We start from the raw sequence: 12,142 nt of genomic DNA, 5'->3' as shown, positions 1-12,142 counted from the left end.
ATGAGCAATCGCACCTTCGTCGTCGGCGTGGGCATGACCAAGTTCGAGAAGATCGAGTCCCGCGACTGGGAGTACCCCGACATGGTGTCCGAGGCGGTGAGCGCCGCCCTCGCCGACGCCGGGATCTCCTACGACCAGGTGCAGCGCGCCGCGGTCGGATACGTCTTCCAGCCGTCCGCGGCCGGCCAGCGTGCACTGTACGAGACCGGCTTGACCGGCATCCCGATCGTCAACGTCAACAACAACTGCGCCACCGGGTCGTCGGCGCTGATGATGGCCCGCGAGTGGGTGCAGGGCGGCATCGTCGACGTCGCACTGGCGGTCGGCTTCGAGAAGATGACCAAGACGGCCCTCACCGGCACCGGTGAGATGCCCAAGGTCTCCACGCTCGACGACCACCTGAAGGTCATGACGGCCAAGCACGACTGGGGCCGCGGCCCCATGACGGCGCAGCTGTTCGGCAACGCCGCGCTCGAGCACATGGACCGTTACGGCACCACCGCCGAGCAGATCGCGGCCGTCGCGGTCAAGAACCACAAGCACTCGGTGAACAACCCGTACGCGCAGTTCCGCGACGAGTACACGCTGGCGCAGGTGTTGGACGACAAGATGATCCACGCCCCGCTCACCCGGTCGCAGTGCTCGCCCACCTCGGACGGTGCGGGCGCCGCGGTGGTCGTCAGCGAGCGCTTCGTGCGCGAGCACGGCCTCGAGGACCAGGCGATCGAGATCGTCGCGCAGGCGCTCACCACGGACACCGAGGAGGCGTTCGCGGACAAGTCGATGATCGACGTCGTCGGTGCCCCGATGACGCGGGCCGCGGCCGAGCGGGTGTTCGCCGAGTCCGGCCTCACCATCGAGGACGTCGACGTGATCGAGTTGCACGACTGCTTCGCGATCAACGAGATCATCACGTACGAGGGCCTGGGCCTGTGCGAACCGGGCGGGGGCGGCAAGCTCGTCGAGTCCGGCGCCACCACGTACGGCGGTCAGTGGGTCGTCAACCCGTCCGGGGGCCTGATCTCGAAGGGCCACCCGCTCGGTGCCACCGGTCTGGCGCAGTGCGCCGAGCTGACCTGGCAGCTGCGCGGCCAGGCCGACGCCCGCCAGGTCGACGGAGCCCGGGTCGGCCTCCAGCACAATCTCGGTCTGGGTGGCGCATGCGTCGTCACGCTCTACCAGGCCGGCACCCTTTCCCAGGAGTCGTAACCGATGATCGATGTCAATGCCGCGCTGTCGGCCGAACCGACCGTGCGCGAGGCCAATTGGACCGAGCGTGACGTCCTGCTGTACCACCTGGGCCTCGGGGCGGGGGTGAACTCGCTGGATCCGGCCGAGCTCGGCTGGGTGTACGAGAAGGGCCTGCGGGTGCTGCCGACGTTCGCGATGGTCGCGGGCCAGGGGGTGTCGGCGGGCGCCCTGAAGCCGGCGGCAATGAACATGCCCGGCATTGACATCGATCTGCGGAGGATTCTGCACGGTGGGCAGTCGCTGACCCTGCACGCGCCCATCCCGTCGACGGGTTCGGCGCGGATCTCCTCGCGCGTCGCCGACGTGTGGGACAAGGGCAAGGCCGCGGTCATCGTGCTCGAGCAGTCCGCGACGGACTTCGACGGAAATCCGTTGTGGACCACCGGCATGCAGATCTGGGCGCGGGGCGAGGGCGGCTTCGGCGGCGACGCCGGACCGGAAGCTTCCAGCTCCGTTCCCGGGCGGGAAGCCGACCGGGTCCTGGTCTCGCCGACCGGGACGCAGCAGGCGCTCGTGTACCGCCTCAGCGGCGACATGAACCCGCTGCACGCGGACCCCTCGTTCGCGCAGGCGGCCGGGTTCGATCGGCCGATCCTGCACGGCCTGGCGTCGTACGGAGTGGTGTGCAAGGCCGTCGTCGACGGCATGCTCGGCGGTGACCCGACGCGGGTACGCAGCTATTCGGTGCGGTTCTCGGGGTCGATCCACCCGGGTGAGACGATCGAGACCTCCGTCTGGCAGGACGGGGACCGGTTGACGCTGCGCGCGACGTGTCCCGAGCGTGACGGTCAGCCGGTGTTGACCCACGCGAGCATGGAGGTTCGCTCTTGAAACTCGGTGACCACCCGACTGCCCACACCCATCCGCACCGCACGGTGTTGACGTCCGCGCCGCAGGACGCGCCGGTGGACCGCGCAACCGCCGCGGCCCGCCGGGTGATCGACGCGATGCTGCGGACCGATCGCGGCAACGCGAACCTCGACCGTGTGGCCGAGGAACTGAACAGCATCGCCGACCATCTCGAGGAGCACGCGCCCGAGGTGGCCGAGCGGATGATCGACATGTGGAGCGGTGAGGGCGTCACCCGACACGACCCGATCACCGGTCCGGAGAATGCGATTGCGCCGCCGCTCGTCCTCGAGGGGCTCGAGGACGGCTCGGTCCAGGGCGTGGTCACCCTGACCCTGCCGTACCAGGGGCCGCCCGGGTGCGTGCACGGCGGCGTCTCGTCGCTGCTCCTCGATCACGTGCTCGGGGTCGCGAACGCGTGGGGTGGCAAGGCCGGCATGACCGCACAGCTCAACGTTCGGTACCACAAGCCGACCCCGCTGTTCGAACCGTTGACGATCACCGGCAAGCAGATGTCGGTGGAGGGCCGCAAGATTCACACCGTAGGCGACATCAGGAACGCCGCCGGAGAGGTCTGCGTGTCGGTGGAGGGGCTGTTCATCGACGCGGCGGTGCCACGGCCGCGGTAGGCGGCTCCGCCGCCCGTGAGTCCTTTCGGCCCGCTGGGGGCCGAAAGGACTCACGGCACCAACGAAGGAGCGTGTGTTTCATGGGCAAGCTGGACGGCCGAGTCGCGATCGTCACCGGTGCCGGGATGGGGATCGGACGAGGTATTGCCGGTGCTCTCGCGCGTGAGGGCGCGAACGTTCTCGTCGCCGAGATCGACGAGGCCGCCGGGGTCGAGACCGCGGGGTGGCTGACCGAGACCTGGGGCGTGCGCGCGACGTTCGTGCGCACGGACGTCACCGATCGGGTGCAGGTCGAGGCGATGGTGGACGCCGCCGTCGCTGAGTTCGACCGATTGGACATTCTCGTCAACAATGCTTGGCGCACAGTGGGTTTCGCTCGACTCGAGAAGACCGACCCGGACGCCATGACGGCGGGCTTCGACATGGCCGTGATGGCGGCGTTCTGGGCCATGCAGCGGGCCTTTCCGGAGTTGGCGAGGCGAGGTACCGGTCGTGTGGTCAACCTGGCGAGCCTCAACGGCGTCAACGCCCACATGTACTCGGTCGCGTACAACGCGGCCAAGGAAGCGCTGCGTGCGTTGACCCGCACCGCGGCACGTGAGTGGGCTCCGAAACAGGTGTGCTGCAACGTGATCTGTCCCGGTGCGCAGAGCGCCGCTTACCAGCGGGTGGCGGAGGCCAACCCGCAGATGGCGGCGTCGATGGCCTCGGCGAACCCGATGGGGCGCGTCGGTGATCCACTCGACGACATCGGACCCGTCGCCGCATTCCTGGCGAGCGACGATGCTCGTTACCTGACCGGCAACACCCTGTTCGTCGATGGCGGTGGACACATCAACGGCGTGCAGTGGGCGCCGGAAGTGGACTGAGCCGGAAGGTGGTTCAGCCCGGGATCGGACTGTCCGGCGCCAGGGCCTTGCTCAGTGTCGACAGGATCGCCGCTCCGGCGTCCTCGACGTTGCCCTCGTTGTCGAACCCCGCCGGCTGATAGCTGGTGACGACCGCGATCGCGAGCTTGCTCGAGGGCAGATACCCGACGATCGCCCCGCTGCCGGCGTACATCTTGTTCCCGGTGATCCACGGACCCTGCAGCAGGACCGCCAGTCCGAACGAGTGCTCGGTCGTGTTCGCGGCGCACGCGGCGCAGCCGGGTGCCGGGTGGCCGAAGCCGACCAGGTTCGGGTCGACCTGCGCGCGATGCGATTCCGGGGAGAGCAGCGTGCCCTCCCCGACCGCCTGGATCGAGGCGGTGAGGTCGGCGACGTCGGTCGTCTGGGAGGCGCCCTCGGGGGTGGTCCAGGACGGATTCCAGAAGGTCGACTCCTCGTAGAACGGCTTGTCCGGTGGGACGCCGAGCGTGGTGCGGCGTTCGGAGCTGAACGTGTGCAGCACCGGTTCGGGAATCTGCGGGGTGTCGGAGCCCTGGGTGTGCTTCAGTCCCATCGGCCCGAAGATGTACTCGGTCATCAACTCGCCGAGCGGCTTGCCGCCGACCTTCGTCAGGACCTTGCCGAGGATCGCGTAGTTGGTGTGGGCGTACGCCCAGTTGGTGCCGGGCGGGAAGGTCGGCGGGGCCGACGTGCCGATGGTGATCAGTTCGTCGGTCGTCCACTGGCGGAACGGGTTCAGGTAGATGCCGTCGGTGACCGCAGGTTGGTACACGTAGTCGGCGTACCCGGAGGTGGAGTTGGCGAGCATCTCGATCGTCACGTCGCTCGCCCGGGGGAGGTCCGGCAGGTACTTCGAGAGCGGGTCGTCCATGGCGATCTTCTTCTGGTCGACGAACTCGAGCAACATCGTCGTGAGGTAGGTGTACGCGACGAAACCATTGCGTACCTGCATATCCGTCGTTGCGGGGACGCCGGTCATCGATTCGCCCAGCGCGCCGGTGTAGGTGTCCCGCCCGTCGGTGGTCACCCGCACGATCAGCGACTTCAGGTTGTACTTCGCCATCGCGTCGCGGGCAATGGTCTCGATCTGTTGGTGCTCAGGCCCCGCGGCGGTCGACGAACCAACCGCATCGCTGGTGGTCGCCGCCGAACACGCGGCGACGGTCGTGGCGAGAGCGGTGGCGAGCACGACCGGGAGCGACTGGCGGCGACGCCGGCGGTGGCGAGTTGGGCCGCGCAAGCCTGCCCTGCGTCCGATCAGCACGATCCGTCCTCCATACCCGGCGAGCCGCAGTGGAGTGATCACTCTCGATCGACGCTAACAGCGCCGACGGCGGGCCGGACCCGAACTGGGGTCCGACCCGCCGCGGTAGGTCCGAGAGAGTCGGTCGCGATCGGCGCGACCAACGCCCACGACGGCGCAAGTTATGTTCCGGCTACTGCACCGCCGAACCGTGGCACAGCCCGATCAGGCCAGCGCCTTCGCCTTGAGCTGGTCGAACTCGGCCTGGGAGATCGTGCCGGCGTCCAGCAATGCCTTCGCGTCCGCGATCTGGCCGGCACCGGACTGTCCCGCCACCTCGCGGATGTAGGTGTCGGCGGCGCGCTTCGCTTCGAGGTTGGATGCGCGGTTGCGTTCGGCGATCCCGCGGCCACGGGTGAGCAGGTAGACGAATGCCGTCACGTACGGCAACAGGATCAGGCCGATGATCCACAGGATGCGGGCGACGGCCGACATCGCGTGGTCGCGGAACAGGTCGGTGAGGATCTGGAAGAGGATCAGCAGGTATGCGACGAATGCGAAGACGACGAGCGTGTACCACAACAGATCCCAGATCGAATCCAACACGGAGGCTTCCCCTTGCTCTCGGCGTCCCGGGTTCGGGACGTGTCCTCAGACAATAGCCAGCAATCCCGCTCGTACGTCGATCGGCGGCCCTGGCGCGACTATCCGTTCGCGAGCAGTTGCGCCAGATGCACGCTGTCGCGGCCCGCGAGCTGTGCCGCCTGGGTGCGACAGGAGAAGCCGTCGGCCAGCAGGACCGCCCCCGGGGGAGCCTGCGCGAGCCCGGGCAGCAGCCCGGTTTCGGCGACCGCCACCGAGATCTCGTAGTGGCCGCGCTCCATGCCGAAATTACCTGCGAGACCGCAGCATCCGGCGAGTTGACGTACTCGTGCGCCGGCACGCTCGAGCAGGGCCCGATCCGCCGCGAAGCCCATCACCGCGTGCTGATGGCAGTGCGGCTGGACCACCAGATCCACCCCGTCCAGCCGGGGTGGAGACCACGGAGTGCCGTCGGGGCCGACTGTCGCGGTGAGGAATTCGGCCAGGGTGTGGGTGGAGGTGGCGGTGAGGGTGGACCGCGGATCGTCGGGCAGTAGCTCGAGCAGATCCGAACGCAGGACCGCCGTGCACGACGGTTCGAGTCCCACGATCGGCCGGCCGGCCTCCAGGTGTGGTTGCAACTGATCGAGAGTGGCGGTGAGTTGTTTTCGGGCGCCATCCAATTGGCCGGTGCTGATCCAGGTCAGACCGCAGCAGGCGCGTCGCTCGGTCACCAGAACCCGGTATCCGGCCCTCTCGAGGACGGTCACGGCCGCACGGGCCACCTCGGGTGAGAAGGCGTCGGTGAAGGTGTCGATCCACAGCAGCACCTCGGACCTTCCGGACGCGGCGGTTGCCGGGCGTTGCCGCCACCACCGCCGGAACCCCTGCGTCGCAACGGCGGGAACGTCACGTCGGGGGTCCAGTCCGGCCAGGCGCAGGCCGGACCGACGGAGCGGGCCGAAGGCGCTCGCGGCGTTGGTGAACCGGGGTGCGAGCTCGGCCAGCCGCACCCACCGGGGCAGCCGGCCGAGCGTGTAGTGGCTCGGCGGGCGGATGCGCCCGCGATACCTCCGGTACAGCGCCTCCGACTTGTAGGTCGCCACGTCGACCCCGGCCGGGCAGTCCGAGGCGCAGGCCTTGCAGGACAGGCACAGGTCCAGCGACTCGGCCAGTTCCGACGAGCGGAACCCGTCGGTGATCAGCGAACCGTTGACCACCTCCTGGAGCACCCGGGCGCGGCCGCGGGTGACGTCCTTCTCGTCCCGGGTCGCCAGATAGGACGGACACATGAAGCCGCCCGCGGCCGAGGTGTCGGCGCGGCACTTGCCGATGCCGACGCACCGGTGCACGGCCACCGAGAGGTCGCCGCCGTCGCGGCTGAGCGCGTGACCGCCCGCCTGTGGGACCGGGCGCGCGGCGGGAACCCGCAGGTTCGCGTCCAGCGGAGCCGGATCGACGACGATTCCGGGGTTGAGGGTGCCGTCCGGGTCGAAGAGCGCCTTGAAGCCGGCGAAACACGACAGTGCGTCGGGGGAGTACATCAGCGGCAGCAGCTCCGAGCGGGCGCGACCGTCGCCGTGCTCACCCGACATCGAGCCGCCGTGGCTCGCCACGAGGGTGGCGGCGTCCACCAGGAAGGCGCGGAAGCGTTGCGGGGCACGGTCGAACGGAAAGTCGAGGCGCACGTGCACACAGCCGTCGCCGAAGTGCCCGTACAGCAGCCCGTCGACGTCGTGCTCGCGGGTGAGGTCCTCGAACTCTCGCAGGTAGCTCCCGAGCCGGTGCTGGGGGACGGCGGCGTCCTCCCAGCCAGGCCAGGCGGGTCGGCCGCCGCGCGTTCGCCCGGACAACCCCACCCCGTCTGCCCGGATGCGCCAGAGGGCGGCCGATTCGGGGCCGGTGGGCACGACCCGGAAGTCCACGGCGCCAGAGCGTCGGCACAGTGCGGTCGCGGCCGCAGCGGCCTCGGCCGGCGTGTCTCCCGGCAGCTCGACGAACAGCCAGCCTCCGCCGCGCGGCAGGTCCGGTACGGCGCCCGCGCCCTTGTGCCGACGCACCACGTCCACCAGTCGCGCGTCGATGCCCTCGACGGCGAGCGGGGCCACGGCCATCAGTGCGGGCACGTCGTCGGCGGCGGTCGGCATGTCCGGGTAGCCGAGGACGGCGAGGGCCGTCGCGGCCGGGATCGGGACGAGATCGACGGTCGCGTCCAGGATCAACCCGCAGGAACCCTCGGTGCCGACGAACGCCTTCGCCAGGTGCCCGCCGCGCTCGGGAAGCAGGTGTTCGAGCGCGAAGCCCGAGGCCTGGCGGTCGAAACGGCCGAGTTCGGTGCGCAGGGTGGCGAGGTTCGCGGTGACGAACGCGTCGAGTCCGGGCACCACGTCGAGTCCGGTGGCCAGGGTACGTTCGGTGCCCGAGCCGTCGAGGATTCGGACCTCGCGCACGTTGTCCGCGGTGCGCCCCCAGGCCACGGCGCGGGGCCCGCAGGCGTTGTTGCCGATCATGCCTCCGAGGGTGCAACGGTCCTGGGTGGACGGGTCGGGGCCGAAGCGCAGCCCGTGGGGGCCTGCCGCCCGCTGCAGGGACCCCAGCACGACGCCGGGTTGGACGCGTGCCGTGCGGGCATCGGGGTCGAGCGCGACGATCCGGCTCATGTGCCGGCCGAAGTCGAGCACCAGGCCTGGACCGATTGCGTTGCCCGCCACGGAGGTTCCGGCCCCCCGCGCGGTGACCGGTAGCCCGTGCTCGCGGCCGAGGTCGAGAGTGGTGGCGACGTCCTCCGCGGAGCGTGGGAAGACCACCGCGGTGGGGACCACCCGGTAGTTCGAGGCGTCGGACGAGTACTCGGCTCGGCGCCTCGTGCCGGCGTCGACCTCGCCGGCGATGCGCGCGCGCAATGCAGTCAGGGCGGACGGCATGGCCTGGGAGCTGGGCACTCGCTGATACTACGGCCGTTGTGCGGTAGTGAACACTGTGTGTGAGGCGGTTCGGGAACCGTTGTCGAACAGGGAAGGTCGGTGCTCGGGGAGGAGGCCGGCAGGTATCTGAGGTCCTTCTTCCCCGGCAGCTGATGCGTCCCCGACGGGGTCGCCCGGTAGTCACCCAACCGTACTGTTAGACAGAATGATTGGACGGAACGGACCAGATTTCGCGAAGGCCGGATGGTGTGGCTCGAGCCATGCATGATGTCCCCTGGCTTGCGCGTCCGCACGCCATCGGAACGAACACCATCCTCGAGAAATGGACACGCCGTGTTGAAATCCCGTAAGAGCATTGCCCGCCTGGGCGCCGTCGCAGGCTTCGCCGCACTGGCCCTGATCACGCACCCTGCCGTCGGCTCAGCCGCCGTGACCGGTACCGCCACCGTGACGACCAACGACAACGTGATCGTCGTCAAGCTCGCCGGCGTGGCGTCGCCGACCCTGACCGGCTGTGCGGTGCAGGTGACGGAGGCCGGAGGAAACGGGGTTGCAGGCGGCTTCGTGCTCCCGACCGGGAACCCCGGCGACGGTGTCTACGCCACGCAGCGGCTCGCGAACGGAACGTACACCGTCTACGCCTTCTGCCTTGACGGCGGCGGGTCGACGTTCCTCACCCCCGCCGCCGGGCAGTCGGTCACGCTGGACGCGGACCGGGCGAGCGGGGGCGGCAGCAGCATCGGCAGCGTGACATTCCAGGGCGGCAGCGTGGACCGGATCTTCGGTAGCTGATCGTCACCAGGGCTGCACGCGACTACCGCGCGGTCAGCCGCGACTGCAGTTCGACCAGGGGGTCGGTGCGGTCGCGGTGGCCGCGCGGACCGGCGGCCTCCGGCGCGATCATCCGACCTTCGTCCGAGCGGGTCCACTCGCGCACGGCCCAGCGTTCCGCGATGGCCCATCGACCCTCGCGCCGCTCCATCAAGTCGACGTAACGCGACCCGCTGGTGAAGTCTCCGAAGTCGGGATGGCCCCAATGCGTCGCCGCGAAGTAGCACTCGCTGATCGCGCGGTCGCCGTGCAACTCGACCAGATGGTTCCCGAGGGTGTGCATGGTGCCGCCGAGCCCCTCGAGTTTGGGGCGTACCCAGTCGATGAACTCCTCGACGTTGCCGTCGAAACCGGTGTGGTGGTCGACGCCGTCGGGGTGATAGGCGTCCCGCACCAGGTCGAAGTCGAGCCGGTCGATGCCGCGGCAGTACCGCATCACCACCTCGTAGATGGCCTGCTTGTCGAGCAACTCGGCGAGTGCGTTCGGATCGATGTCCGGGCCGGTCGGCTCCTGTCCGCTCGTCATCTGTGGCCTTCCACTTCGGTTGCGTCGGCTTGCTGGTCGTGGTCTGCCGGGATTGCCACCGGCGTCGTCAGTCCTACCACCGAGTCGACTGGATGCGGGAGGTCCGTTGCCGCCGGGTGGAACACGGCCTGACGTCAGGCGAGGGCTCTCCGGGCGTGCTCGGAGAGGTTTCCCACGTGGTCGATGCAGCACAGTCGTTCGGTGAACCGCCATTGCCGGTCGAGGAGCGCGAAGCGGTCGAAGTACCGTCCGGTGAGGATCGGCTGCAGCGGCAGTTCGCCGGTGCCCTGCAGCACCGTGACGTATGCGAGCGAGCTCGCCTCGATATTGTTGTCCGCCACTGTGACACGCACGTTCGTGGTCAGGTGTTTGGTACGGGGAGACGGCGGGTCGCCGTGCATTCGGATGAAGGACTCGTTGGCGCGCAGCACCGCGGCCGGGTCCCGGTCGATGAGAACGCCGACCGGGACCCCGTCCCCGTCACACTGGCCGTACCGGGCGTCGGCGAAGAGCTCCGCCACCTCGGCGAGTTCGCCGCGGTCGATGAGGTGCGAGTAGCGGTACACCAGGTCGCGGATCGACTCGGCCGCCGACAGGCGCTCGATGGTGTGGCGCAGGTCCATGGCGTACTTCCTACAGTGAGATCTGGCCGCGCGCCATCTTGCCGGTCGCGTTGCGCGGCAACGGCTCGGTGGTCAGGCGCCAGCGCGAGGGAACCTTGAAGTACGACAGTCGCTCGGCGGCGTACTGGCGCAGGTCCTCCTCGTTCACGGTGGAGCCGTTGGCGACCACCACGATTGCGGCGACCTCCTGGCCGAGGTCGTCGTGCGGCTCCCCGACGACCGCGCACTCGACCACGTCGGGATGCTCGTCGAGGCACTGCTCGATCTCGGTGGGGTAGATGTTCTCGCCGCCGCGCAGGATCAGGTCCGACCGTCGTCCGGTCAGCCTGAGCCGACCGTCCTCGAGCTTGCCGAAGTCCCCGGTGTGCAGCCAGCCACCGGGGCGGATCGACGCGGCGGTGGCCTCCGGGTTGTTCCAGTAGCCGAGCATCACGTACGGGCTACGGACGCAGACCTCGCCCTCGACGCCGTCCGGGACCTGTTCGCCGAGCGGGTCGCGGATCTCGAGCGCGACCCCGAAGATCGGCCTGCCCAGGGTGCCGGGGAACTGGTCCACGTCGACCGGGGTGGCCACCGCGATGCCGGTGCTGCATTCGGTGAGCCCGTAGCTGTCGACGAGCGAGTCGTGTGCGAACGGCACCTCCTCGCGCAGGCGCGCCTTGAATGCGATCGAGGACGGCGCCGAAGCCAACGAGAACGCGGTGAGCGACGAGGTGTCGTACTTGCGGACGTTGCCGTGCTCGATCAGCCGCGACGCCATCGTCGGTACCGCACCCCAGTTGGTGACCTTCTCGCGCTCGATCAACGCGAGTACCCGATCCGCGTCGAAGCCGCCCTGGTACATGATGATCGCGCTGCCGGTCGCCAGTCGCGGTACCACCAGGTTGTGCAGGCTGGCGATGTGGAACAGCGGCGAGGTCAGCAGGTAGCGCCGGTCGCTCGGAACAGACGGGTCGTACTCCCTGCCGGCGAAGGCATCGAGGAGTGCGTCGCTGTACCGGTGGTAGTCCGCCACGGCCAGGAGATTACGCTGAGAGTGCAAGGCGCCCTTGGGTTTACCGCTCGTACCGCTGGTGTACAGGATGACCGCCGGGTCGTCCTCGGCGACGTCGGCTGCCCGCAGCGGCGCATCCGGGTGGGCTGCGATCAGACGCGGCAGGTCTTCTTCCATGGTCAGCACCGGGATGTCGGCGTCGATCTCGGCCAGCAGCGCGGCGCGCTTGGCGTCGACGATCAGCACCTTCGGGGTGCTGTGCTGCACGCCGTACTCGATCTCACGCGGCACCCACCAGGCGTTGAGGCCGACGGCGATGGCGCCGAGCGTCTGGGTGGCCCAGAACGCGACCACCCACTCGATCGTGTTCGCGGCGAGGATCCCGACCCGGTCGCCCTTGCCGACGCCGTAGTCACGTTCGAGCGCCTGCGCCAGCGAGGCCACCGCCGCGGCATGTTCGGCGAACGACACCCGGCGGTCCTCGGTGACCAGGTAGTCGCGGTCGCCGTACGCCAGCGAGGCGGCGAGCAGCTCGTGGACGCCCGTGCGGCGATGGCGCATGACCGGCATCCGTGCGCCGAGCACGTCCTCCTCGACGAGCTCGAACGGGGCGTCCGGTCCCGTCAGCCGAGATATCACGGCAGCCAGGTAGGCCTGCGGGTCGGCAGAAGTCGTCATGCGGTTGGCCTTTCTCACGTGCTCGAATTGCACAGGAACATCTCATGCACGACGAGAGACGCGGACGGGTTTTCCACTGACCGAGACTAGGCGCGTTCGCGGCACAACGGCGCCGATAGCGT

11 protein-coding genes are annotated in these 12,142 nt (G+C 69.1%); 5 read left to right on the top strand and 6 right to left on the bottom strand.

Annotated elements, in window-relative coordinates:
• The 4 genes from ACFVH2_RS20515 to ACFVH2_RS20500 all read left to right on the top strand — a co-directional run bounded on the left by ACFVH2_RS20515 (position 1) and on the right by ACFVH2_RS20500 (position 3,598).
• Positions 1 to 1,209 carry a lipid-transfer protein gene (locus tag ACFVH2_RS20515; protein ID WP_378425037.1) on the top strand — a complete coding sequence of 403 codons (1,209 nt, stop codon included), beginning with the start codon at positions 1 to 3 and terminating at the stop codon, positions 1,207 to 1,209.
• 3 nt (positions 1,210 to 1,212) lie between these two features.
• Entirely contained in the window at positions 1,213 to 2,082 is an 870-nt protein-coding gene (locus ACFVH2_RS20510) for a MaoC/PaaZ C-terminal domain-containing protein (RefSeq protein WP_378425039.1), read from the top strand.
• The gene (locus tag ACFVH2_RS20505; protein ID WP_378425041.1) at positions 2,079 to 2,729 is read left to right on the top strand and encodes a PaaI family thioesterase; all 651 of its coding nucleotides are present in this window, start codon (positions 2,079 to 2,081) and stop codon (positions 2,727 to 2,729) included. Before ACFVH2_RS20510 ends, ACFVH2_RS20505 begins: the two co-directional genes overlap by 4 nt.
• Positions 2,730 to 2,809: 80 nt before the next feature.
• A complete protein-coding gene (locus ACFVH2_RS20500; protein ID WP_378425043.1) occupies positions 2,810 to 3,598 on the top strand; it encodes an SDR family NAD(P)-dependent oxidoreductase in 789 nt (262 codons plus the stop codon).
• A gap of 13 nt (positions 3,599 to 3,611) precedes the next feature.
• Here ACFVH2_RS20500 and ACFVH2_RS20495 read toward each other — a convergent pair whose 3' ends face one another.
• The 3 genes from ACFVH2_RS20495 to ACFVH2_RS20485 form a co-directional block, all read right to left on the bottom strand.
• Positions 3,612 to 4,808 carry a serine hydrolase domain-containing protein gene (locus ACFVH2_RS20495; protein ID WP_378425044.1) on the bottom strand — a complete coding sequence of 399 codons (1,197 nt, stop codon included), beginning with the start codon at positions 4,806 to 4,808 and terminating at the stop codon, positions 3,612 to 3,614.
• Positions 4,809 to 5,087: 279 nt separating this feature from the next.
• The gene (locus ACFVH2_RS20490; protein WP_378425046.1) at positions 5,088 to 5,468 is read right to left on the bottom strand and encodes an SHOCT domain-containing protein; all 381 of its coding nucleotides are present in this window, start codon (positions 5,466 to 5,468) and stop codon (positions 5,088 to 5,090) included.
• A 98-nt stretch (positions 5,469 to 5,566) separates the two neighbouring features.
• Positions 5,567 to 8,368: an FAD-binding and (Fe-S)-binding domain-containing protein gene (locus ACFVH2_RS20485; protein WP_378425276.1), complete on the bottom strand. Its 2,802-nt coding sequence runs from the start codon at positions 8,366 to 8,368 to the stop codon at positions 5,567 to 5,569.
• 333 nt (positions 8,369 to 8,701) lie between these two features.
• Here ACFVH2_RS20485 and ACFVH2_RS20480 point away from each other — a divergent pair, with 333 nt between their 5' ends.
• The gene (locus ACFVH2_RS20480) at positions 8,702 to 9,160 is read left to right on the top strand and encodes a hypothetical protein (protein ID WP_378425047.1); all 459 of its coding nucleotides are present in this window, start codon (positions 8,702 to 8,704) and stop codon (positions 9,158 to 9,160) included.
• 22 nt (positions 9,161 to 9,182) lie between these two features.
• Here ACFVH2_RS20480 and ACFVH2_RS20475 read toward each other — a convergent pair whose 3' ends face one another.
• The 3 genes from ACFVH2_RS20475 to ACFVH2_RS20465 form a co-directional block, all read right to left on the bottom strand.
• Entirely contained in the window at positions 9,183 to 9,725 is a 543-nt protein-coding gene (locus ACFVH2_RS20475) for a nuclear transport factor 2 family protein (protein ID WP_378425049.1), read from the bottom strand.
• Between the two features lie 134 nt (positions 9,726 to 9,859).
• Positions 9,860 to 10,348: a nuclear transport factor 2 family protein gene (locus tag ACFVH2_RS20470; RefSeq protein WP_378425051.1), complete on the bottom strand. Its 489-nt coding sequence runs from the start codon at positions 10,346 to 10,348 to the stop codon at positions 9,860 to 9,862.
• Between the two features lie 10 nt (positions 10,349 to 10,358).
• Positions 10,359 to 12,020 carry a class I adenylate-forming enzyme family protein gene (locus tag ACFVH2_RS20465; protein ID WP_378425053.1) on the bottom strand — a complete coding sequence of 554 codons (1,662 nt, stop codon included), beginning with the start codon at positions 12,018 to 12,020 and terminating at the stop codon, positions 10,359 to 10,361.
• Positions 12,021 to 12,142: the final 122 nt, after the last annotated feature.

This window comes from Rhodococcus sp. NPDC127527 (genome assembly GCF_042672245.1).
In the GTDB taxonomy this organism is placed as follows: domain Bacteria; phylum Actinomycetota; class Actinomycetes; order Mycobacteriales; family Mycobacteriaceae; genus Rhodococcus_G.
This window is presented reverse-complemented; position numbering and strand designations above follow the sequence as displayed.

Bases quoted from the DNA above. Each gene is read 5' to 3' on its own strand.
- ACFVH2_RS20515 (WP_378425037.1), top strand. From the start codon at position 1: ATGAGCAATCGCACCTTCGTCGTCGGCGTGGGCATGACCAAGTTCGAG.
- ACFVH2_RS20510 (WP_378425039.1), top strand. From the start codon at position 1,213: ATGATCGATGTCAATGCCGCGCTGTCGGCCGAACCGACCGTGCGCGAG.
- ACFVH2_RS20500 (WP_378425043.1), top strand. From the start codon at position 2,810: ATGGGCAAGCTGGACGGCCGAGTCGCGATCGTCACCGGTGCCGGGATG.
- ACFVH2_RS20485 (WP_378425276.1), bottom strand. From the start codon at position 8,368: ATGCCGTCCGCCCTGACTGCATTGCGCGCGCGCATCGCCGGCGAGGTC.
- ACFVH2_RS20475 (WP_378425049.1), bottom strand. From the start codon at position 9,725: ATGACGAGCGGACAGGAGCCGACCGGCCCGGACATCGATCCGAACGCA.
- ACFVH2_RS20470 (WP_378425051.1), bottom strand. From the start codon at position 10,348: ATGGACCTGCGCCACACCATCGAGCGCCTGTCGGCGGCCGAGTCGATC.
- ACFVH2_RS20465 (WP_378425053.1), bottom strand. From the start codon at position 12,020: ATGACGACTTCTGCCGACCCGCAGGCCTACCTGGCTGCCGTGATATCT.